At 54.4% G+C, this 22,919-nt stretch carries 16 protein-coding genes, 1 tRNA gene and 1 pseudogene; 15 read left to right on the plus strand and 3 right to left on the minus strand.

Annotated features, from left to right (window positions below; all coding sequences use genetic code 11):
• Positions 1-281 precede the first annotated feature (281 nt).
• The 6 genes from K9N21_18280 (at position 282) to K9N21_18305 (ending at position 7,700) form a co-directional block, all read left to right on the plus strand.
• On the plus strand, positions 282-2,093 hold the full coding sequence (locus K9N21_18280) for an aldehyde ferredoxin oxidoreductase family protein (protein MCF8145862.1): 1,812 nt from the start codon (positions 282-284) through the stop codon (positions 2,091-2,093).
• On the plus strand, positions 2,090-2,455 hold the full coding sequence (locus K9N21_18285) for a hypothetical protein (protein MCF8145863.1): 366 nt from the start codon (positions 2,090-2,092) through the stop codon (positions 2,453-2,455). Before K9N21_18280 ends, K9N21_18285 begins: the two co-directional genes overlap by 4 nt.
• Before the next feature lie 252 nt (positions 2,456-2,707).
• Positions 2,708-4,390: a phosphoenolpyruvate-utilizing protein gene (locus K9N21_18290; GenBank protein MCF8145864.1), complete on the plus strand. Its 1,683-nt coding sequence runs from the start codon at positions 2,708-2,710 to the stop codon at positions 4,388-4,390.
• Positions 4,391-4,540: 150 nt separating this feature from the next.
• Entirely contained in the window at positions 4,541-5,620 is a 1,080-nt protein-coding gene (locus K9N21_18295) for a phenylphosphate synthase subunit beta (GenBank protein MCF8145865.1), read from the plus strand.
• Positions 5,621-5,852: 232 nt separating this feature from the next.
• Positions 5,853-6,362: a response regulator gene (locus K9N21_18300; GenBank protein ID MCF8145866.1), complete on the plus strand. Its 510-nt coding sequence runs from the start codon at positions 5,853-5,855 to the stop codon at positions 6,360-6,362.
• 135 nt (positions 6,363-6,497) lie between these two features.
• Positions 6,498-7,700 (plus strand): Tm-1-like ATP-binding domain-containing protein, encoded by a 1,203-nt coding sequence (locus K9N21_18305; protein ID MCF8145867.1) that lies wholly within the window; start codon positions 6,498-6,500, stop codon positions 7,698-7,700.
• Positions 7,701-7,769: 69 nt separating this feature from the next.
• Here the strand turns inward: K9N21_18305 and K9N21_18310 are convergent.
• From K9N21_18310 to K9N21_18320, 3 genes are all read right to left on the minus strand, one after another.
• A tRNA-Sec gene (locus K9N21_18310) sits at positions 7,770-7,867 on the minus strand.
• Positions 7,868-7,960: 93 nt separating this feature from the next.
• Entirely contained in the window at positions 7,961-9,076 is a 1,116-nt protein-coding gene (gene asd, locus K9N21_18315) for an aspartate-semialdehyde dehydrogenase (GenBank protein MCF8145868.1), read from the minus strand.
• A gap of 247 nt (positions 9,077-9,323) precedes the next feature.
• A complete protein-coding gene (locus K9N21_18320; GenBank protein MCF8145869.1) occupies positions 9,324-10,085 on the minus strand; it encodes a Sir2 family NAD-dependent protein deacetylase in 762 nt (253 codons plus the stop codon).
• A 213-nt stretch (positions 10,086-10,298) separates the two neighbouring features.
• On the opposite strand from K9N21_18320, the gene K9N21_18325 reads away from it, so the two are divergent.
• The 9 genes and pseudogenes from K9N21_18325 to K9N21_18365 all read left to right on the plus strand — a co-directional run bounded on the left by K9N21_18325 (position 10,299) and on the right by K9N21_18365 (position 22,803).
• Positions 10,299-10,691, plus strand: coding sequence for a phage holin family protein (locus K9N21_18325; protein ID MCF8145870.1), 393 nt, complete (start codon positions 10,299-10,301; stop codon positions 10,689-10,691).
• A gap of 263 nt (positions 10,692-10,954) precedes the next feature.
• Positions 10,955-12,364: a DNA repair protein RadA gene (gene radA / locus K9N21_18330; protein ID MCF8145871.1), complete on the plus strand. Its 1,410-nt coding sequence runs from the start codon at positions 10,955-10,957 to the stop codon at positions 12,362-12,364.
• A gap of 277 nt (positions 12,365-12,641) precedes the next feature.
• Positions 12,642-14,006, plus strand: a complete 1,365-nt coding sequence (locus tag K9N21_18335; protein ID MCF8145872.1) for a PAS domain S-box protein — start codon at positions 12,642-12,644, stop codon at positions 14,004-14,006.
• Between the two features lie 44 nt (positions 14,007-14,050).
• Positions 14,051-16,735 carry a PAS domain S-box protein gene (locus K9N21_18340; GenBank protein MCF8145873.1) on the plus strand — a complete coding sequence of 895 codons (2,685 nt, stop codon included), beginning with the start codon at positions 14,051-14,053 and terminating at the stop codon, positions 16,733-16,735.
• A gap of 604 nt (positions 16,736-17,339) precedes the next feature.
• Complete coding sequence (locus K9N21_18345) at positions 17,340-17,579, plus strand: CCDC90 family protein (protein ID MCF8145874.1); 240 nt, start codon at positions 17,340-17,342, stop codon at positions 17,577-17,579.
• A gap of 342 nt (positions 17,580-17,921) precedes the next feature.
• A pseudogene (locus K9N21_18350) lies at positions 17,922-19,321 on the plus strand (sigma-54 dependent transcriptional regulator).
• Positions 19,322-19,734: 413 nt separating this feature from the next.
• Positions 19,735-20,148 (plus strand): hypothetical protein, encoded by a 414-nt coding sequence (locus K9N21_18355; protein ID MCF8145875.1) that lies wholly within the window; start codon positions 19,735-19,737, stop codon positions 20,146-20,148.
• Positions 20,149-20,297: 149 nt separating this feature from the next.
• The gene (locus K9N21_18360; GenBank protein ID MCF8145876.1) at positions 20,298-20,810 is read left to right on the plus strand and encodes a chemotaxis protein CheW; all 513 of its coding nucleotides are present in this window, start codon (positions 20,298-20,300) and stop codon (positions 20,808-20,810) included.
• Positions 20,811-20,889: 79 nt separating this feature from the next.
• Positions 20,890-22,803, plus strand: coding sequence for an MCP four helix bundle domain-containing protein (locus K9N21_18365; GenBank protein MCF8145877.1), 1,914 nt, complete (start codon positions 20,890-20,892; stop codon positions 22,801-22,803).
• Positions 22,804-22,919: the final 116 nt, after the last annotated feature.

Consider the following 22,919-nt stretch of genomic DNA (forward strand, 5'->3'; position numbering starts at 1 on the left):
GAGGCGTTCGTTTTTTGTCGTTCCGCGTTCCGAACTCCGCGCTCCGAGTTCAAAAGCGTGGTTATCACGCTGTCACTTTAGAGTCTTTGACTGTAATCCCGCCTTGCGGGACAACGTGCGGAGAAGTTTTGGTGAACCGCGAAGGCGCAAAGGACGCGAAGAGGTCTTGATGGGTTCGTTATTCGGTAATGGCCTTTGGATAAAAGAGATCTTTGTGTCTTAGTGGCTTTGGGAATTTATAATTTTGGCATTTTCGGCGCTTGCTATCTGAAAGGATCATCATGTTTGCCTGGAAGGGAAAACTGCTGAGGATCGACCTCTCGCGGCAAAACTGCTCTGTTGAAGAGGTCCCGTCCAATCTGCTCAGGGAGTATATCGGCGGTCGCGGTGCGGGCCTGAGACTCCTCTTTGATGAGATGGACCCGGGAATCGATCCCCTCGGCGCTGAAAATAAACTGATCTTCGCGACCGGTCCGCTGGTGGGGACCGGGGTCCCGGCCGGCGGGAGATATATTGTGGTATCCAAATCCCCTCTGAGCGGCGCCATCGCCAACCCCTGCTGCGGCGGATACTTCGGGCCGAACCTCAAGTTTGCCGGGTATGATCTGTTGATCATCGAGGGGCAATCACCGGACCCTGTATACGTGGTTATCCGGGATGACAGGGTGGAGATCAGGCCTGCCGCACACCTCTGGGGGAAGTGGGCCACAGCGACCGAGCACCTGCTCCGCTCGGAGATGAGCGGGGAGTTCGACAACTGGGAACTCAACAACATGAGCATCGTGACCATAGGGCCTGCCGGAGAGAACCTGGTCAAATTCGCCTGCATCATGTCCGATGGGGGGAGGGCCGCAGGGCGGTCTGGCCTGGGCGCGGTCATGGGCTCCAAAAAGCTGAAAGGACTTGTGGTCAGCGGCACGGGCGATGTGACCGTGGCGGACGTGGACGGCTTCAAGAAGGCGGTCATGGAATTCTTTGAAGAGGGCCGGGCCAATCAGTCACTGGAGAAGCGACGCCGGTACGGGACATGGAGTCTTCCGGGGCGGGCCAACAAGACCGGGACCCAGGCCGCGCTCAACTTTCAGTCCGGCTATTTTGAACCCTTCTGCAAATTTGAAGACCCGGATGTCATCCGCGACAGCCTCCGTGTCAGGGACGAGGGATGTTTCGGCTGTCCGTTCGCATGCGGGAAACGGAGCCGGATACAAGACCTGGCATATCCGGGCACGGCCAAAGGTCCGGAACATGAGTCCATGGCCCTCCTGGGGTCCAACTGCGGCATCGGCGATCTGGACGATATCTTTCGCGCCAATTATCTCTGTAATGAACTGGGCATGGACACCATCTCTGCCGGGGCCATTATCTCCTGCGCCATGGAACTTTCTGAAAGCGGGTATCTCCCGGAAAAGGACGTCGGCTTCCCTTTGAGATTCGGCAGTACGGACGCCATGTTTCAGCTGATGAAAATGACGGCCCTTCGGGAAAATTTCGGGGCCCTGTTGGCGGAGGGGGGGGATGCCCTGGCCCGGCAATACGGCCACCCCGAGCTTTTTATGGGGATCAAGGGGATGGGGATGCCCGCCTGGCATCCCCAGGGAATCGAAGTCATCGGGCTTCAGTATGCCACCAATAATGTGGGCGGATGTCATACCAAGGCCACCCTCCCTTTTTATGAAGGGAGGAAAGACCCCTTGCACCATGTGGCGCAGACCAAACAGGACCAGGACTACGTGGCCGTGGTGGACTCAGGCGTCCTGTGCTGGATTATTTACCATGGTCCGCTTTGGGGCGAAAAACTCCTCTCCTGGCTCCGCATCACCACCGGGGTCGCGTATACCGAAGCGGAGCTGTCGCTGATCGGCGAGCGGATCTGGAACCTGGAACGGATATTCAATCTGAAGGCGGGACTCAGCAAGAAGGATGACCGGCTTCCCAAGAGGATGACGGATGAGCCCCGGGTCAAGAATCAGGTGGTTCATCTGGATCGGATGCTGTCCGAGTATTATGTCCTCAGAGGCTGGGATGAAGAAGGCGTGCCGACGCCCGCGAAATTGAAGGAGTTGGGCCTGGAAAAGGAAGGGGCGGAGATGTGAGGATAAAGATCGATTATACCAAATGCACGGGATGCAAGCTCTGCGAGGTCATCTGTTCCCTACAGCACACGGATGCCGTCAATCCCCGGAGGTCGAGAATCCGGGTATTTCTCGGGGAAGACTTCTGCATCCCCGTCATTGCGGGACCCTATACCGAGGCCATGTGCAATTCAAAGGATGTGGTGCGGGTGGAGGGGAGGGAGGTTGACGGATGTGTTGTGTGTCGGGCCTCATGCCCGGTCAAGTCCATATTCAAGGAGCCTGTTACGGCGATCCCCTTGAAATGTGATTTTTGCGGTGAGCCCCCGGATCCACAGTGCGTCTTGTGGTGCGATGCGGATGCACTCACGATCGTCGAGTAATAAAATGAGACCCGCACCAAATCTGTTTGTGTTTGATGGTGTCTTCTTGATGTGATGATCCACGTCGGAAATTACCTGCAACCAGGCGAGCCCTACAAGGGCGCTTCATCTCTTGTTGTGCTTTCTGTGATCGATTGAGATGTCTTGCAGGCGATGCCGCTGACGTATTGCATATTTTGAGGGAGGGCGACCGCATTGGGGACCCGTTCGTTGGCAGAAACCGTCAATCTCGTGAGTAGGGAGGGTGCAAAGATGAAAATGTATGACGTGGTACCTGGGTTGGAGTTTGATGAAAAGGTGGACCTTGAAAAATCACCGGCGTGGTTTCTGGACGCCACCCATTCCGTTCCCCCCTGGACGCCGATGTTCGGATGGTTCTGGATCAATTTCTGCCGTCACGGGATGCAGTACGGGGCCGAGAAACTGAGCCTGCCCACAGTCAAGGGATGGGACTGGCGCTTCAAGGACGGCGGGGGATATTTGACCCTCAACCTGGTCATGGATAAGGAGGAACAAGACGCACGGGGAGTCCGGTTCCGGGAGGCCATTCGCCCCTTCATCGACGACTATGACGGCCTGTGGGGGGGATATGTAAATGAAATGCTCGGACACTACAAGCGGTTGAAATCGACGGACGTGGAGACCGCCACCAACGCCGAGCTTCTGGCCAATTTCGAGGACACCATCAATGTTTGCCGGCGGATGTGGGAAATCCACATGCATATGATGTACGGGGTGGACACCGCCTTCATCCTCTTTGAGAATATCTGCAAGGAGGCCTTGGGAATTGATGACACCCATCCCACCTTTCACGACCTGCTGCGGGGCTTCGACAACAAGGTGTTCCAGGTGGACAGGGAACTGTGGAAACTCTCCAAGACGGCCGAGGAATTGGGGATTGCCGATGTCATACTGAACAGCGGGGCAGGAGAGGCCTTGGCTTCCCTGGGGGATAGCGAGGCCGGAAGAAATTGGCTGGGACAACTGAAGATATTACTCGATGAGGACGGGTGGCGCATGCAGCGCATGGCGGAGATCAACCTCCCGGCCTGGGTGGAAGACCCGACACCGGCCATTACCAGTGTGAAGTTCTTCCTCAAACAGGGGGGGGAATTCAACCTGGACAAGGAGAGGGAAGGGCTGGCGCGACGTCGCGAAGAGGCCACAGAGGAGGTCCTGGAGAGAATCCCTGAGGACCAGCAGGGATGGTTCAAGATGCTTCTCGGTCTGGCCCAGAAGACAGGCGCTTTCAGCGAGGAACACAATCATTATCTGGATCTTCACACCCACGCCCTCATGCGAAGATCGTGTCTGGCCATCGGGAAGCGGCTGGCGGCCGCCCAGGTGATCGATGACCCTGAAGACACCTTCTTCCTCATGCCTGATGAGATGCGGGCCGTTGCCATGGTCCCGGATGGTTTCAACCTCCGCCATATCACCGAAAGAAGAAAAAAGGAGTGGAAGGAATGGTGCAGTAAGGAGAACCCACCAGCCATCCTCAGGGAAGGATTTACCATGGACGACGCCATGGGGGTCCTGGTTCAGTCCAATGATCCCATCGCCCTGAAGGTGGTGGTGGGCGCCATGCCGGTGCCCAAGCCTGAACTGAACGCGGATCTGTATGGGATCTGCGGTTCGGGGGGCGTTGCAGAAGGTCCGGCCAGGGTCATTATGAAAGAGGAGCAATTGGAAGAGGTCCAGAAAGGGGATATCCTGGTCGCTGCCTCCACGGCGCCGAGCTGGACCCCGGTGTTCGGGCTTCTGAATGGGGTAGTGGTGGACAGGGGAGCGAGCCTCTCCCATTCGGCCATTGTCAGCAGGGAGTATGGCATCCCCTGTGTCATCAACGTGTTTGAGGGAACCGGCAAGATTAAGACAGGCCAACGAATCAAGGTGGATGGAGACAACGGCGTGGTCTATATATTAGACAAATAAGCGTCACCGGTTAAGGACTTCTGTAGAGAAGCGGACGCGTGATTCCTTCCGGAGATGGGATCGGCCGGGGATCAGGCAGGCTTGCCGGTTGATCATCGATGGAAGGGACGCCCGTCCGGCAATTCGGCGAATGGGCAGGAGGAGAACAACATGGTATCCGACTATCAATATGTCCTCTGGTTTGAAGAATGCAGCAAAAAGGCGCTTCCCCTGGTGGGCGGAAAGAATGCAAATCTGGGAGAGATGGTGAACGCCGGCATCCGGGTTCCCCCTGGATTTGCCGTAACGAGCAGGGGGTTTCAGCGCTACATGGAGGGCGCGGGACTCTGGGATCTGGTGCGAGAGAGCGTGGCGGGCGTGCCTCCCGATGACATCAAGGCAGTATCCAGGGCCGGGACCAGGATTCGCGAGGCCATCATCTCCACGCCCATCCCGGATGATGTCCGGGCCGAAATCCTATCGGCCTATGGCGCCCTGTGTGAGAGGTGCGGCAGCAGGGACCTCCCGGTGGCCGTAAGGTCCAGCGCCACGGCAGAAGACCTTGAGGAAGCCAGTTTCGCAGGACAGCAGGATACCTATCTCTGGATCTGGGGGAACGATGCGGTTATCGCCGCCACGCATCAGTGCTGGGCGAGTCTCTTTACCGACAGGGCCATCGCTTACAGGACGAAAGTCGGATTTCCCCAGGACGGTGTGTACATCAGCGTAGGCATACAGAAGATGGTCAACTCCAGGTCCGCTGGGGTGATGTTTACAGTGGATCCCATCACCGGCGATCGGTCCAGAATTACCATCGATGCCAACTGGGGGTTTGGGGAAAGTATCGTACAGGGGATGGTTTCCCCCGACAATTTCGTGATCGCAAAAAAGTCCCTCTCCATCAGACAGAGCATTATCGGTCAAAAAGATCAGATGGTCGTGGCAAATGGGCGCGGAACGGTGGTGGAGGGTGTCCCTTCTGATCAGCAGGCAATCCCCTGCCTCAGCGTCGGCGAGGTGGTGGAGATCGCAAAGATGGGCATTCGCATAGAAGCGCATTACGGATCCCCCCAGGATATCGAATGGGCCATTGACAGGGATCTGCCCTTTCCGGAAAACATCTTTTCAACCCAATCACGACCTGTAACCGCAGCGGGCAAGACACATTTCACTGAAGAGGTCCTGAAGCAGCCCGAAAAGGGCAATACCGATCATATCATCGACCTGATGCTCAAGGGGTTTAAGCGGTAGGCGCAAGGAAAGAAGCTCAAAGCTGAAAACCCAAAGCCGAGCAAACTCCGTAAACCCAATAAACTCAATGAACTCAACAAGCTCACTAAACCCCAGTATCCGGCAACCCGTATCCACAAGCGCTTTTTCCTTCTCATTTGTCCCTTTCTGGTATATACAAACGGGCGTGAGAATGTTCCAATTTGCCGGGCAGGCTCACCCTGCCCGTCTCAATCAAGGAGGTCAGTCAGTCATGGCGGATACGATGCTGCTGGATGGCAAGAAGGTCTTGCTGGTGGATGATGAACCGGACGTACTGGATGTGCTGGAGGAGATACTGGATATGTGCGAGGTCACCAGTGCCTCCACCTTTGAGGATGCCAGGGAACTCCTGGAGAGAGAGGCCTTTGACCTGGCGATCCTGGATATCATGGGCGTTGACGGGTACAAGCTGTTGAACATCGCCAAACGGAGAAACATAACGGCCGTCATGTTGACCGCCAACGCATTAAGTCCTGATAATCTGGTCAAGTCCATGCAGGGAGGCGCCGATTCCTACCTCCCCAAGGAGGAGATGCCGAACATCACGACCTTCCTGATAGATATACTGAAATCCCAGGACAAGGGTGAATCCCCGTGGGAGTCCTGGCGCCGGCAGGTGACCGCTTCCTATTTTGACAGAAAATGGGGCCGCGACTGGAAGGGTCACAATAAGGAATTCTGGGATAAATTCAAGGCTGGAAAAATCGAAGGGACGTCGTAATCCGGTCTCTCAGGCCGGTGACCGGAATTACCCATAAGAAAAGGACGCGGATTCATCCGGTGTAATCCGCTGTATATTGACGATATCGATTACCGCCATCCGAAGGCTGGGGATGGAAGGGAGGACCTGTTGAACATGACCCATCGCGTTCTGATTATCGCCACCATGGATACAAAGGGGAAAGAGACGATGTTCCTGAAGGAGTGCCTGGAAGAGGAAGGCCTGGACGTCATCGTCATGGATGCAGGGATACGGGGACAGAGCCCCTTCCCTGTGGAAATCAGCAGAGACCGTGTGGCAAAATCGGCCGGGAGCGTTCTCAGCGAGGTTCAGAATATCGGTCACGAGGGAGATGCATTGGATGTCATGATAAGGGGGGCAATCCAATGCACTGCTCCCCTTTACGAGAAGGGGGAGATAGAGGGCGTCATAGAGATCGGCGGTTCCATGGGAACCACCCTCGGCACGGCAGTCATGCGGACGCTCCCCATCGGGTTTCCCAAGGTCATGATCTCCACCATGGCCTCCAAAAATACACGGCCCTTTGTGGGTACCAAGGATATCCTGATGCTTCATTCGGTCTGCGACCTCTCCGGTCTCAACAGGATCACCAGAAAGGTGATCCGGGAGGGGGGACTGGCCTTGGCCGGGATGGTAAAGGGGATCCGGAAGAATCTCAGTGAAACGTCTCCCCTGGTGGCGCTCTCCACCCTCGGGACCACTGAGGCGTGTGCATTGGAGGTGAGAGCGGGGTTTGAGAAAAGGGGAAAAGAGGTTATTACATTCCATACGGTGGGTTCCGGCGGCGAGGCCATGGATGAGCTGATCCGCGATGAAGAGGTGGAGGTGGTGGTGGACCTTTCGCTCCATGAACTGGGCGATCACCTGTTCGGCGGGGATTACGACGCGGGTCCGGCCAGGGGCCTGGCGGCCCTCGAAAAGGGGGTGCCTACGGTATTGGTTCCGGGCAATACAGACTTCCTGGTGACAGGCCCCCTTGCCCTGGCAAAGGAACGCTATCCCGGCCGGCGTCTCCATGCGCATAATGCGGCCATCAGTACCGTGGCGACAGGTCCGGAGGAGATGAAAGCCATTGCAGGCCGCGTCGCGGAGTTGTGCCGGAGGGCAAAAGGTCCGGTATCGGTCCTCATCCCGATGGGCGGCTTTTCCGCCTTTGATTCACCCGGAGGTCCATTGGAAGCCCCGGAGGTAAGACGGGTATTTTCAGAAACACTCCGGGCCAACCTCCCTGCCGGCATCCGGTGCATCGAATCCCCCGCCCATATCAATGACCCGGAATTTGCCGCCAGCGTGTTGGACGCCATAGATCGCTTTTAGAATTTTTCGGCCCTGAAATAAAAAAGGCACTTCCCTTTAAGAAAGTGCCTTAATTACTTGATATCATTATGGCGGAAGTGCATGGGAATCGAACCCACCTACCGAGGTTTTAGCCCGGTACACCGGATTTGAAGTCCGGGAGCCCCACCAGTGAGCTTTCCACTTCCCCATGGCTGTATGGAGATCCTATTTTAGTCACAGGGTTCGGTTTGTCAACATATTCCCGTTCCCGGATCAGAAAACCGGCCGAGGCTGAACAGCTAGGACAGATGTTCAATGACGATGTTGAGTATTCTCCGTATTGGCTCGGCCGCCCCCCACAGGAGCTGATCCCCAACGGTGAAGGCTGTCACGTATTCGGGTCCCAGGAGCATCTTCCGAAGTCTCCCCACCGGGACCGTCAGGGTCCCGTTCACCGCTGCGGGAGTCAGGTATTTCAAGGTGGATTCCTTGTCATTGGGAACCAGGGTTACCCAGGGATTCCCTTTTTGAATGATCTCTGAAATCTCGCTCAAAGGAATGTCCCGGGTCAGTTTGATGGTAAGACCCTGGCTGTGGCACCGCATGGCCCCCACCCGCACACAGAGGCCGTCCACCGGTATTGGCGCTTTGCTGTTCAGAATCTTGTTGGTCTCGACCTGGCCTTTCCATTCCTCCCGGGTCTGGCCCGATTCCATGGGCGAATCGATCCAGGGGATGAGGCTCCCGGCAAGGGGGGCCAGGAAGTTGTCCGTGGGAAAGGCGGCCCCCCGCATCTGCTCGGTTACGATCCGGTCGATGTCAATGGCCGAAGATGCCGGATCATCCAGGAGTTCCTTTGAGGCGTTGCCCAGCACACGCATCTGGGCGATGAGTTCTTTCATGTTTTTGGCCCCTGCGCCCGACGCGGCCTGATAGGTCATGGCCGAAATCCATTCAATCAGGCCCGCTGAAAACAGGCCTGAGAGCCCCATGAGCATGAGACTGACCGTGCAGTTGCCGCCCACATAGGTTCTGATGCCGGCTGACAGCCCGGCCTCAATGACAGGCCTGTTCACCGGATCGAGGACAATAATGGCATCGTCGGCCAGCCTCAGGGCCGAGGCCGAATCGATCCAGTAGCCATCCCAACCGGTCGCTTTGAGCCTGGGATAGACGTCTTTGCTATAGTCGCCCCCCTGGCAGGTGACGATGATGTCGAGCGAGGAGAGGAGGCTGATGTCATAGGCATCCCTTAAAGGCGGGATATTGAGACCCACGTCCGGACCTTTTCCGCCCACATTGGAGGTGGTGAAGAAGACCGGTTCAAAATCTTTAAAATCCTGCTCCTGGTTCATCCGGCCCATGAGGACCGATCCAACCATGCCCCGCCATCCAACAAACCCGATTCGCAACATGAAAGATCTCCTTACCGTATTAAAAAAACATCCAACATCGAACGCCCAACATCGAACATAGAAACAAAAACGCCTCGACATTGAACCCGTGGGCCAGACCGATGATGACGACTATAACCGAGAGGCGTTGTACAAGCCTGCGAATGCACACACTGAGCATTTTCCGACACGTCGCACCAGGGCGGACTTTGAACCCTTGAATCTTGGAACCTGTTTATACGATAAATAGCCTGAATACATCATGGTTTCAAGAAAAAAAACTCCCCAGCATCTGGTCCAGGGCCTCTGACACCGGCATGCGGATGACGACATCCGCCTCCGTATCCTGAGGCGTGGGGTCCCGGTTGACGATCATCAGCCTGGCCCCGCTCCGGGCCGCGTGCAGGGGCACGGATGCTGCAGGGTAGACCACCAGGGAAGAGCCCAGGACGATACAGAGGTCGCATTCGCCTGCATAGCGGATGGATTGTTCCATCTCCGCCTCGGGCATGGCCTGGCCGAACGAGATGGTATCGGGCTTTAATATGCCGCCGCAGTCATCACAATAGGGGACCTTGGTCCCTGAACGCAACCGGCCCTGGATCTCATCCCTGTCATATCTCTTTTTGCAGCTCAGGCACGATACCGAGATTGCCGTACCGTGGAGTTCAATGATCTTTTCCGGGGAGTTGCCCGCCTTGTGGTGGAGATGGTCGATATTCTGTGTCACGATGGCTAATAGTTTTCCCTGGTCTTCCAGGGTTTTGATGGCAACGTGCGCCCGGTTGGGCATTGCATCCTGTATGACGCCGTAAAACTCGGTGCTCATCTGCCAGTATTTTTCCCGGGCGGTTTCATCAGAAATAAACCTCTGAAAATAGAAGTCCGCAGGATCATACTTCTCCCATATGCCCCCGGGACTTCTGAAATCGGGAATTCCCGATTCCGTGCTGAGTCCGGCCCCGGTAAATACCAGGATCTTTTGGGCCGCAGCGATGATCTCGGCCCCCTTTGCGATCAATGGTTCCATTCCTGAGCTCCTCAATCCCTGAATTCCTGAATTCCTGAATTTTGATCCATTTTATAACAGATCTGCGGCATTGATGCCATCCATTTAAGTCGATTTGAGTGAATTGTTTGACATCCCAAACGGTCATGCATACAATGCGTCTGTTCAGAGGAGTGCGGATGCACTCACCCCTTAAACAATACAGAAAATGGGTCCACATCAGGAGAAAAATCCATGGGATTACTCATAAGATGGTTGATTTTGACTGCTGCGATTACAGTTGCCTCTTATCTGATAAGCGGGATCCAGGTGAGCGGCTTTTTCAGCGCGTTTTTTGCGGCCGCTATTCTGGGGGTCCTGAACGTCTTTTTCCGGCCGGTCCTCCTCATCCTGACCCTCCCCATCAATATCCTGACCCTCGGTCTCTTTACATTTGTCATCAATGCGCTCCTGTTGAAGATGGCCTCGGGCGTCATTTCCGGCTTCGTGGTGCAAGGGTTCTGGTCGGCCGTATGGGGCGCCCTGATTATCAGCCTGGTAAACTGGCTCCTGAGTTCGTTTATCACGGACCAGGGGAGGGTGGGGTACACGGATCTCAGGAAGAGGGATGACGGCCGGTGGGAGTGAGATCGAATCTCCGGCATAGCCGTAAGTCAAAACTATCTCACACAAAGCCACCCCGGTGAAACAACGGTAAAAGGTTTCCCAGGGCTGGAAATACCACAAGGGCCGATTTCCTGTTTTGCGGCCTCCGTGCCCTGTTCATATTTCTCTGTCTATTGAACCGCGATCAGCAAAAGCATAAACATAAGTCCCTTTGCGTTCCCCGTGCCTTGCGGTGATAATCAGGATATCCATTTTCGTCTCAGGATTCATTCAACTATTTAGAAATGACTAAAAAAGAAAAAACCAGCTTTGTCTGTCAGAACTGCGGGTATGAGGCCCTCAAGTGGATGGGCCGGTGCCCTGACTGCGGTCAGTGGAGCAGTATGGTGGAGGAACTCCGCAAGAAACCGGGGAAGGAGACCCGGGGCCCGGCCTCTGGAATGGGGCAGGCGGAACGTCTGGAGGCCATTTCCCTGGCCCCGGAGATGCGATTGAAAACCGGGCTTTCCGAATTCGACCGGACCCTCGGGGGCGGCGTGGTCCCCGGCTCTCTGATCCTGATCGGCGGGGACCCCGGAATTGGGAAATCGACCATTATTCTCCAGGTGCTGGATCGACTGGCGCATCAGGACTTGCGGGCCGTGTACCTTTCAGGCGAGGAATCCCCCCAGCAGATAAAGCTTAGGGCCGAGAGGCTGAGCCTTCATTCGAAGGATCTGTATGTCATGACAGGCACCTGTATCGAGGATTTTTTTAAGCGTGTGGCCCTGCTGAAGCCGGACATCGTGGCCGTCGACTCGATCCAGACCTTCTATACGGAGGATATGCCCTCAGCCCCCGGAAGCGTGGGGCAGGTCAGGGAGGTGGCTTCCCGCTTGATGGCCTATGCCAAGGGAACGGGGATACCGGTCTTCCTGGTGGGCCATGTGACCAAAGACGGGGCCATTGCCGGTCCAAAGGTCCTGGAGCACCTGGTGGACACGGTCCTATATTTCGAGGGGGACCGGGGACACCTGTTCAGGATATTGCGTGCCGTAAAGAACCGATACGGCTCCACCAACGAGATCGGCGTATTCGAGATGACGGACTCGGGGCTCGATGCGGTGGGAAACCCTTCCAGGATCTTCCTTCAAGAGAGACCCGAAGACGTGCCGGGATCAGCGGTGATTTCGTGCATGGAAGGGACTCGGCCCCTCCTGGTGGAGATCCAGGCCCTGGTCGGACCGAGCCCGTTGGGCATGCCCCGAAGAACGTCCATCGGTGTGGACCACAACCGGATTTCCCTCCTGGTGGCCGTACTGGGAAAACGGCTGGGCATGGAACTGGGGGATCAGGATATCTTCGTGAACGTGGCCGGAGGCCTGAAGGTGGACGAACCGGCCGCGGACCTGGGGATTGTTTCGGCCATGATGTCGAGCTTCCTGAACCGGCCCATCAGCCGTGACCTGGTGGTGTTCGGCGAGGTAGGACTTGCCGGCGAGGTACGTGGGGTGAGTCAGCCTGAGATGCGGCTCAACGAGGCCGCCAAGTTAGGATTTTTACACGCCATTCTCCCCAGAACCAGCCTTGAGGGCCTGAAATCTCCCAAGAAGATGAAGGTATCGGGGGTGGGATCGGTCCAGGACGTTTATGACTGCCTGTTTGGGGATGACGTGACCGGAGATCGGGAAAAACCAGTAGGCGGTAGGGAGTAAGCAGTAGACAGTGTGAGCAATGAAGGGAAATGAGTAACCGGCTGTTGGAAGAAGAAGGTGAGAAGTTGAGAGGGTGAGAGGGTGAGACCCCCAACCGGCAATCAGTAACGATTAACGAAAACCAGGGGTCAGACGCCAGGAGTCAGAGTTCAGCAAAAACCCAACGAATTCAATAAACCCTATCAACCCAACAAACCCCAAGAACGAGTAACTAGTAACGAGCAATCCCGCTAAAGACGGGATCTCCGCTACGCTTCGACCAGCACCGAGGTTCAACATGCCTGAAAAACCTACTTACGAAGAACTGGAACAGAAGGTACGTGATCTCGAACGGACTGAAGCATCCCTTCGGGAAAGTGAGGAGAAATACCGGTTCCTGGCTGAAAACGTGACGAATGTCATCTGGACCATGGATATGGAGATGAGACTCACTTATCTCAGCCGGTCTGTCGGGCTGCTGCTGGGGTTTACCCCTGAAGAAGCGATGGCTCGAACCCTAAGGGAATTGATGACCCTTGATTCGTATGAACGCTGTATAAAGGTTTATGATGAAGAACTCGCGGAACACAATAAAGGGACGAGAACCAAGGAGCCTGTCCAAGTGAAGGTTGAACTTGTCGGCAAAGGCGGCGTAACGGTCATGACCGAGGTACAGGCAAATTTTGTGTACAGTGCGGACGACGAGCCGACAGGCATTATCGGCGTTGTACGGGATATTACTGAAATCAACCGCGCGCTTATGGAACTGAAAGAATCCCAAATCATTTTGAGGACGGTTGTTGATGCGACACCGAATGGTGTGTTTGTAAAAGACCAAGACGGCAGATATTTGTTGGCAAACAATGCACTTGCCAGTCTTTATCATGCCTCGCCGGATGAGCTGGTCGGCAGAACGGACATGGAACTGGCGCAATTGGGAAAACTGAGCGAAGACGAAGCCAGATCATTCATAGCGGACGATCAAGAGGTCATGCAAACGAAACGCTCAAAGATAATTACCGATGAACCGTTGACAAGAAAGGATGGCACGACCTGCTGGTTTTATACGGTCAAAGCCCCTCTGTCGCTGCCGGACAAAGAGAATTGCATCCTGGGCGTCGCAATTGATATCACCAAACTCAAAGAGGCTGAGAAGGCCATTAAAGATGCTGAGATTGAAAAAACGACCATTCTGGATCACCAGCCTGACCACGCTGTTTTGCAGGACGTGGGAGGCCGCATTCTGTGGGCCAATCTGGCGGCCTGTCAATCCGTGGCGATGCAAAGGGAGGAATTAACCGGAAAATTTTGCTATGAAATATGGCAAAGGCGTCAAGATGCCTGTCCGGACTGCCCGGTTCGAAAATCACTTGCAACGGGAAAATTGGAAACAGTAGTCAAGACCACGCCCGACGGTAAGATATGGCGCATCCAGGGCATCCCCATACTGAACGAAAAAGGAGAGATCATTCGGGCTCTCGAGCCTTCAGAGGATATCACCGAAAAGACACGACAAGAGGAACTGCTTAAACAGAGTGAAGAGAAATATCGTGATCTTGTGGAGAGGATTAACGACGTCATCTTCAGCGTCGATCTGGATGGCCGCATCTCTTATATGAGTCCTTCAGGCGGGAGGTCCTGGGATATGAGCCGGAACATATAGTAGGCGGGGATTATATCGAATTTGTTCATCCTCAGGATCGCGCTATGGTTACACTGGCTTGGGAGAATGTGTTAAAGGATCGCCTCCAGCCCAGTGAGTACCGTGTTCTGAACAAGTCGGGAGATGTGGTGTGGGTGAGGACATCGAGCAGCCCGGTTTTCAAAGGTGGGGCGGTAACGGGCGTCCGGGGTGTTCTATCCGATGTTACAGAGAAAAAGCTGGCAGAGGAGGCTCTGGAGGAGAGCGAGTGCCGTATCAGGGCCAAATTGGACGCCCTTCTGTCCCCCGCAGGAGATGTGGGGGCACTTGACCTGGCCGATATCCTTAATGCGCGGGTCGTTCAGACCATAATGGACGATTTCTATCGTCTCACAAATATCGGTGTTGCAGTGATAGACATGAAAGGGGAGGTCCTGGTGGCCACCGGGTGGCAGGACATCTGCACCAGGTTTCATCGCATCCATCCGGAGACTCGGAAGAATTGTATGGAAAGCGACCTTGAACTCTCCTCAGGCATCAAACCCGGAGAATTCAAAATCTATCGCTGCAAAAATAATATGTGGGATATTGCCACCCCAATTGTGGTGGGCGGTAAACATCTGGGAAATCTGTTTTTAGGTCAGTTCTTTTTTGAGGACGAAACGCCGGACTATGACGTATTCAAGGTACAGGCCCGGCGCTATGGTTTTGATGAGACAGCCTATATGGAAGCCCTGGATCGGGTTCCCCGGTGGGGCCGGGAGACCATCGATGCGGTGATGGGCTTTTATGCACGTTTTGCCGATCTCATTTCCAATTTGAGCTATAGCAGCCTGAAGCTGGCTCGGGTCTTAGAGGAGGGAAAAAAGGCTGAAGCGGCGCTGAAGGAAAGCGAGCGGCGGTTCCGCACACTGGTGGAGTCGGCGCCCCTTGCCATCCTTGCTGTGCGCGATGGAAAGTTCGTTTTTGTGAACCCTGCGGGTGCGCGTCTTTACGGATATCAAAGCCCCGACCAAATGATCGGCCTGGACGCCATTGACAGGGTCGCGCCGGAGTTCAGAGACCTCATTCGCGAACGAATTTCGCAAATCCACATGGGCCAGGAAAATCCACCCATTGATTTCCAGGTTTTACGACGTAACGGCGAACGGGTATGGTTCAAGTCCTCCTCGGTCGTCATTGATTTTGAAGGGAAACCCGCGGCCCTTATCCTCGGTCGGGACATTACCCGAGAAAAGTTGGCTGAGGAGGAACGTTCACGGCTGATGTCCGCCATCGAGCAAGCCGGCGAGGCGATCGTCATTACAGATGACAAGGGAAACATCCAGTACGTCAACCCTGCGTTTGAACGAATCACCGGGTACAGGGAGGCCGAGATCAAGGGAAAGAACTCGCGGATCTTGAAGAGCGGTGAACAGGATGAGGCGTTTTATAAGGACCTGTGGCAGACCATCACCAGCGGAAAGACATGGACGAATCGCATGGTCAACAGACGGAAGGACGGATCGCGCTACACCGAGGAGGCCTCCATCTCGCCGGTCAGGGACAAGGGAGGCGTCATCGCTAATTTTGTGGCGGTCAAGCGGGATGTGACATCCGAGATGGAGATGGAAAGGAGACTGACCCAGGCCCAGAAGATGGAGGCCATCGGCAATCTGGCTGGGGGAATCGCCCACGACTTCAATAACATCCTCTCCCCCATCATGCTCCATGCGGAGATGGCCATGATGGATCTCCCGCCGGAAAGCCCGCTGCAGATGAATATGAAACAGATCTACAAATCAGGTGAGCGGGCCAGAGACCTGGTGCAGCAGATCCTGACCTTTGCCCGGGTTAAAGAGGAAGAAAAAATCCCTTTGAAGGCCTCCCTGATCGTGAAAGAGGTGGTTAAATTTCTGAGATCCACCATTCCCTCCACCATTCAAATCCGCTATAGACTCAAGACCGACCGGGATACGATCCTGGCCGATCCGACCCAGATGCACCAGATCCTGATGAACCTCTGTACCAATGCGGCCCATGCCATGCTGGAGAAAGGGGGTGAATTAATGGTGACCCTGACGGAAACGCATGTGGGACCGGAGGAGGCAAGCAGACTTGGGGAGATTGCCCCGGGAGGTTTTCTCAGGATGTCGGTCAGCGATACGGGCTCGGGAATTCCGCCGGAGATCATCGACAAGATTTTTGAACCCTATTTTACCACCAAAGAGCAGGGTCAGGGGACGGGCCTGGGACTGGCCGTGATCCACGGGATTGTGAAGAACTGTGACGGCCACATTATGGTGGAGAGTGAGGAGGGCAAGGGGAGCGCCTTTCATGTCCTTCTCCCGGTGGTGGATGCGGACGTCTCCCTAAAGCGGGTAGTGAGCGCCGATCTTCCCACGGGCACGGAGCGGATTCTGTTTGTGGATGACGAACAGGCCACGGTGACCGTGATTAAGCAGATGCTCGAAAAGCTGGGCTATCGGGTGCTGGCAAAAACCGACAGTCTGGACGCCCTGGGTCTCTTTCGTGAAGCGCCCGAAGGGTTCGATCTGGTGATTACCGACCAGACCATGCCCCATATGACGGGCAAGGATCTGGCAAAGGAACTCATGGCCATCCGACCCGACATCCCCATCATCCTCTGCACCGGATTCAGTGAACAGATCGATGAAGATATTGCCAGAGAGATGGGTATCCGCGCCTTTGTCCCGAAACCGATTGCCATGCACGAAATGGCCCATGCCATTCGAAAGGCGTTGGATTGATGACGGGTTGCTGGTCGGAGCGAAGCGTAGATCCCGCGGTACGCGGGATTGCTGGTTACTGGTTGCTCGTTTTTGGGGTTTGTCGGGTTTCTTGAGTTCATTGGGTTTTTTGCTGGCTTCCGCTGCGAACCCGGCAAACGCCCGACGGCGTCACTACGAACAAAGGAACGATTTAGCTGTTTCGTATACGCGCAAAGTTTGTGATGCGCCCGTAAGGGCATTAGGTGTCGCTGTCTTTCCCGTTTATTTTCAGTGATATTATATGGTTGATGTTGTTTGAGAACAGTGGTATGGTAAAATCACGGACAGGGATGAGACAGCTATTTTTCGAATGTCGGAGCGTAGAAATGAGATGGCCGTTCCCGGGACACCCGCAGAGCGAATCAGTCTTGTTTGGCCTTTGACGCAGGAATTTGTCTCCTTAAGCCAGAAGGACGATGTTAAACGAAGACTAGAGAGACATGTTACACCCCTTATCCGGAAAGACTAAATTCCTTGTATTGTGTGTCTCCGATACGTATTGAGAAATTTCTATCAAACGAAAACCAGATGAGGTTGAATATTTTCCGTCGTGCCCCATACCGCATAAGTGGAGGCTTGTCTTATGGGTACAATAACTTTTGACACATTTGAGAACGTGAAGCGGCTCAAGGCCGTCGGCTTTACGGAAGAGCAGGCTGCAGAGCAGACTAAAATTATTGCAGAACTCGTTGAAGACAGACTTGTTACAAGAGAATATCTGGATGAAAAGCTGGCCTTAACTGAAATGAAAATTATCAGATGGGTCGCAGGGATGCTCATTGCCCAGGCCGCTATTGTTGCCACTCTGGTTAAACTGCTTTAACCATCCTGGTAACCGTTCACGGGTTCAGAGGTTTCCCGCTGAAGCGGGATTCAGGGTTGAGATTTGGCATCAGCAGTGTCGTTTTGCACTGCAAGCATTCCATTGCATCCAAAATTCGGCCCTCAAAATAAAGACATACGAACCGCAGGCTCAAAAGAGCCGTACAAGAACGTCTGCCGTGACCAGAAAACCAGAGGTCAGATGTCAGATGTCAGCAAAAACCAGAAAACCAGAGGTCAGATGTCAGCAAAAACCAGCAACCAGTAACGAGCAATCCCGCTGAAGACGGGATCTCCGCTACGCTTCGACCAGCAACGAGCAACCAGCAACGAGTAACCAACCATGGCCCACATTCTGATCATCGATGACGACTCGGCCCTGTGTGAAGCGCTTTCAAGGTTCTGCATCTCCATGGGGCATGAATCCGCGTATGCCTTGAGCCTGAAACAAGGAATGGCGGTGGCATCCGCGGGTAGTTTTGACATTGTCTTTCTTGACGTCAACCTCCCTGATGGAAATGGGATCGAGGCCATCTCGCGTATCAAGAAGGTTTTCGGTTCTCCTGAGGTGGTGATCATTACAGGAGAGGGAAGCAGGGACGGGGCCGAACTGGCCATCAAGAGCGGTTCATGGGATTATATTGAAAAACCCCTGTATGCTGAAAAAATAAAACTCCCCCTCATTCGAGTGCTTCAATACCGCGAGGAAAAATCCACACGGAAGACCCCCCTGGTTCTGAACCGGGAAGGGATTGTCGGGAATAGTCCTGAGATCAAGCGGTGCCTCGACCTGGTGGCCAAGGCGGCTGATACCGATGCCAATGTGCTCATCACCGGGGAGACCGGGACCGGAAAGGAGCTGTTTGCGAGGGCAATACACGATAACAGCCAACGCAGGGAACATGCCTTTGTGGTAGTGGATTGCGCGGCCCTTCCGGAGAACCTGATTGAGAGCACTCTCTTCGGGCACGAAAAGGGAGCGTTTACCGGCGCAGACCGTGCGCGGAAGGCCTGATCAAGGAGGCGGACGGCGGCACCCTTTTTCTGGACGAGGTGGGGGAGCTTCCACCGGCGCAACAGAGGGCCTTTCTGCGGGTCTTGCAGGAACGGCGGTTCCGGCCGGTGGGGGGCAAAAAAGACACGGCCAGTGATTTCAGGCTGATCGCCGCGACCAATCGCAACATCGACGGGATGGTCAAGGACGGAACATTCAGGGAGGATGTCCTTTTTCGCCTCCAAACCCTGGCCATACAGGTCCCGGCCTTGAGAGACCGCTCAGGAGACATCCGGGACATCGCCTCATTTTACCTTGCGAGGCTGTCCGGCAAATACGGGCCAGGTCAAAAGGGCTACTCACCCGAGTTTCTGGAGGCGATTACGCAATACCGCTGGCCTGGAAATGTCCGCGAATTGATTCACGCCATTGAAAGCGCCCTTTCATCATCCTATGATGACCCGACCCTTTTTCCGATTCACCTCCCAACCTACATCCGGTCCAGGCTGGCCAGGGCGTCCGTCGGCGGGGACCGCCGGACGTCGCACGAGCACGATAAGGACGGGGCCACGGGTGGGCCCTTGCCTCAATTGAAAGCATTCATAGAATCGGCCGAAAAGGACTATTTTGAGCGCCTGATCGCGATTACAGGCGGGGATATACAGGAGATCTGCCGCATCTCCGGAATCACCCGCTCCAATGTGTACGCCCGGTTCAAAAAATATAACCTCTCCAAAACCCCTTCATGATTTTGTCAAGTGTTCGCGTGGTCAGTGGCTTAAGGTTGACGCGGATACCCGGAACTAATCCCCCCAGACGGGACTCACACAAAGCCACGGAGCCACAAAGGGGTTTTATTTTACGACCTTAAAATGTTTTGTTGCGTAACTCTAAAGCTCTCATCATAATCACACCCTCACATTTATACTGATTTCAGGACAAGGCATTTCCTGAAATCAGGACGGACCCTGAAGTCATCCGCCATCCCAGCCCTTCAAATATCTTTACGTTTCTTATCTAAGCAATTGTAATCATTTTGAATATCTATTCTATTTCATTCCTGTGACAGCCTGGCATGTAACTTGTATTGGGTCGTGGGGGTGGATAAAACCGTTGATCAACCTTCAGAATATTGGCCCATTGCAAAGGAATTTTTTTAACGATGTCCGTCTTGCTGTTTTCATCTGGAATGCGGAAAGAGGAGCACCAGGTCAGACAAATCCTGCGGAAACTGGATCAGGATGTGGAGGTTTACAGGTCCGTCCACAGACTGTCCCGCAGATTTGAGCAGCCAAGGGGCAATATCTGTCTGATGATTTTTGTCGTAGGCAGCCAGGATATCCTGAACCACCTGTTATTGATGAGAGGCGAGATATACAATTTGCCCGTTGCCCTGATACTTCCTGATGCGGGCAGGGAGACCATGTTAAAGGGCCACAAATTCTATCCCCGCTTCATCACCTTTACGGGCGGCGACTATTCCGATTTGTCGCTGGCCCTTCAAAATATGCTCCGTCGCGAACGTATCAATCTTAATCAGGGAACAGGGGAGGTGGTGAAGATGGATGTGGTCTAGTGATTGAGGGGTTCCGGGATTGAGGAATTCTGGGATTCAGGGATTGAGGGATTGAGGGATTTAGATAGGGGTGGGGATCCGGCGACACGTCGACACCCGGGAGTCTCTCGTATTTTTGGGAAATTATCAAGAAAGGATGTGAAACAGAAATGTCGGAATTGGCGGAAAAGATGGACCAGGCCGTAAAGGCCATGGCGCACCAGGAGGGCAAGTATCTCACCTTTACCCTGGCCGAAGAGGAGTACGGCATCGGGATTCTGAAGATCAAGGAGATTATCGGGATGATGACGATCACATCCGTGCCCCGGACCCCCGATTTTGTGAAAGGGGTCATTAACCTTCGGGGCCAGGTGATCCCGGTGGTGGATTTGAGACGCAGGTTCGGGATGGACGAGATCGATTACACGGAACGGACCTGCATCATTGTGGTGGAGATTCAAGGCGAGACCGGGACGGTCATGATCGGCATTGTGGTGGATTCGGTGTCCGAGGTCCTGAACATCAAAGGGGAAGACATTGAGGCCACTCCCACCTTTGGTGCGAGGCTCAATACGGATTATATCCTCGGCATGGCAAAAGTGGGAGGGGGCGTCAAGATCCTGCTCGATATCGACCGGGTCCTCAGCGATCAGGAGATAGATCTGCTGGAGCAGGCGGCATAATGGGATATGATCTTTACCGGTTATACCCGTTGATGATTCACCCAAAAAAAACAACACAAATAGAGAAAGGATAAAGATTATGGTCAAAAATATGAGGGTAGGAAAGAAGATTGTTCTTGGATTTTCAGCGGTCCTCCTGTTGCTGGTTATTGTGGGGGTCGCTGCATACAACGGACTGATAACCGCTTCGGACGGCTTCACGGAGTACCGTGAAATGGCAAGGGATACTAATCTCGCCAGTCTTCTTGAATCAGACATGCTCATGGTTCGGATGAATGTAAAGGACTTTATTATCAGAGGAAATGACCAGGATCTCCACGAATACCAGGAGCATCTAAAAGATATGCATAACCATTTAGAGGCGGCGAAGAAGAATATAGAAGATCCCGAACGCGCCAAGAAGATTGCCTTTGTTGATAAGGAAGTGGAGGAGTACCAGGGGGCATTTGAGAAGGTCGTCGAGTATAAAAAGCAACGAAATCATCTGTTCCAAGATATTTTGAGTGTTGACGGGCCAAAGATGGAAAAAGATCTGTCCGCTATCATGTTATCGGCGGAAAGGGATCAGGATGTAGAAGCGGGCTTTCATGCGGGGCTTGCCCTGAGGAGTCTATTGTTGGCCCGTCTGTACGTGCTGAATTTTATGGAATCGAATGTCCAGAAGGACGTCGACAGAGTGGACGCGGAATTTGCTCAACTTGACGCAGAATTGGAGAAACTGGACAGGCATCTGGAAAACGCAGAGCGGAGAGAATTGCTCAGCAAGGTCGACGGAGCGGATCAGGAATATCAAGATGCCTTTAAGGAGCTTGTCAACATCATATTTGAGCGGAATGAGGTCATTTCCGGGACATTGGACAGAATCGGACCGGAGATCGCAGAGGCGGTTGAGGAGGTCAAGTTGGACATCAAATCCGCACAAGACGAGCTGGGGCCGAAGATGGTGGCATCCAACCAACGGGCAGAGCTAATTGTAGGGGTGGTTGGGGGCATTGCCCTGCTACTCGGCGCCTTTCTGGCGCTTATCATCACCCGGGGGATCACCAAACCCCTGAACCGTGTGATCGAAGGTCTGAGCGAGGGTTCGGACCAGGTGTCTTCCGCGTCTCAGCAGGTCTCGGCCGGGAGCCAGTCTCTGGCAGAGGGTGCGGCCGAGCAGGCGGCGTCCATCGAAGAGACCTCTTCGTCTCTGGAAGAGATGTCGTCCATGACCAAGAAGAATGCGGATAACGCCAATGAGGCCAGGTCCAGAATGGGAGAGGCCGGAAAGATCGTGGAGAAGGTGGACCGCCATATGGCCGACATGCTGAGCGCCATCCAGGAGATCACCAAGTCCAGTGAAGAGACCGGAAAGATCATTAAGACCATTGATGAAATCGCCTTTCAGACCAATCTTCTGGCCTTGAATGCCGCGGTGGAAGCCGCCCGGGCAGGAGAGGCGGGAGCGGGCTTTGCCGTGGTGGCGGACGAGGTCCGGAACCTTGCCTTGAGGGCCGCGGACGCGGCCAAGAACACGGCCGATCTGATCGAGAATACCATCAAGGCCGTCAAAAACGGAAATGAACTCACGCAAACCACCCAGGAGGCCTTTAAAGAGAACATGGAAATCGCCCGAAAGGTGGGAGGTCTTGTGGATGAGATTTCTGCGGCATCAAACGAGCAGGCCCAGGGGATCGAGGAGATCAACAAGGCCGTGGCGGAGATGGACAAGGTGGTGCAGCAGGTGGCTGCCAATGCCGAGGAGTCTGCCAGCGCCTCTGAAGAGATGAGCGCCCAGGCCGAACAGATGCAGTCCTTTGTGGGCGAACTGGTCAACATGGTTGGAGGGAACGCATCAGGTGGAGATCCCCGGTCTTCAAAACCCCACACAACCCAGCCCACACAGAAAACAGGCAAAGCAAACCTGAAGGCACTTGTCGGTCCGATGGGGAAGGCAAAGACGAATCCGAAAGAGATCATCCCCATGGATGGTGACGATTTCGATGATTTTTAGACCCAAATAGCGAGGTTAACCGACAAAAGGGGAAAGGAGAGGCGAGTGCAACTATGGCGATATAACGCCTCTTGATTTTCCAGACTCAGACGATTAACCGATATTCAATTTTTAAA

It is taken from the genome of Deltaproteobacteria bacterium (genome assembly GCA_021737785.1).
GTDB lineage: Bacteria > Desulfobacterota > DSM-4660 > Desulfatiglandales > Desulfatiglandaceae > AUK324.

Coding starts and splice junctions, on each gene's coding strand:
- K9N21_18280 (MCF8145862.1), top strand. CDS start 282: ATGTTTGCCTGGAAGGGAAAACTGCTGAGGATCGACCTCTCGCGGCAA.
- K9N21_18290 (MCF8145864.1), top strand. CDS start 2,708: ATGAAAATGTATGACGTGGTACCTGGGTTGGAGTTTGATGAAAAGGTG.
- K9N21_18295 (MCF8145865.1), top strand. CDS start 4,541: ATGGTATCCGACTATCAATATGTCCTCTGGTTTGAAGAATGCAGCAAA.
- K9N21_18300 (MCF8145866.1), top strand. CDS start 5,853: ATGGCGGATACGATGCTGCTGGATGGCAAGAAGGTCTTGCTGGTGGAT.
- K9N21_18305 (MCF8145867.1), top strand. CDS start 6,498: ATGACCCATCGCGTTCTGATTATCGCCACCATGGATACAAAGGGGAAA.
- asd (MCF8145868.1), bottom strand. CDS start 9,076: ATGTTGCGAATCGGGTTTGTTGGATGGCGGGGCATGGTTGGATCGGTC.
- K9N21_18320 (MCF8145869.1), bottom strand. CDS start 10,085: ATGGAACCATTGATCGCAAAGGGGGCCGAGATCATCGCTGCGGCCCAA.
- K9N21_18325 (MCF8145870.1), top strand. CDS start 10,299: ATGGGATTACTCATAAGATGGTTGATTTTGACTGCTGCGATTACAGTT.
- radA (MCF8145871.1), top strand. CDS start 10,955: ATGACTAAAAAAGAAAAAACCAGCTTTGTCTGTCAGAACTGCGGGTAT.
- K9N21_18335 (MCF8145872.1), top strand. CDS start 12,642: ATGCCTGAAAAACCTACTTACGAAGAACTGGAACAGAAGGTACGTGAT.
- K9N21_18340 (MCF8145873.1), top strand. CDS start 14,051: ATGGTTACACTGGCTTGGGAGAATGTGTTAAAGGATCGCCTCCAGCCC.
- K9N21_18345 (MCF8145874.1), top strand. CDS start 17,340: ATGGGTACAATAACTTTTGACACATTTGAGAACGTGAAGCGGCTCAAG.
- K9N21_18355 (MCF8145875.1), top strand. CDS start 19,735: ATGTCCGTCTTGCTGTTTTCATCTGGAATGCGGAAAGAGGAGCACCAG.
- K9N21_18360 (MCF8145876.1), top strand. CDS start 20,298: ATGTCGGAATTGGCGGAAAAGATGGACCAGGCCGTAAAGGCCATGGCG.
- K9N21_18365 (MCF8145877.1), top strand. CDS start 20,890: ATGGTCAAAAATATGAGGGTAGGAAAGAAGATTGTTCTTGGATTTTCA.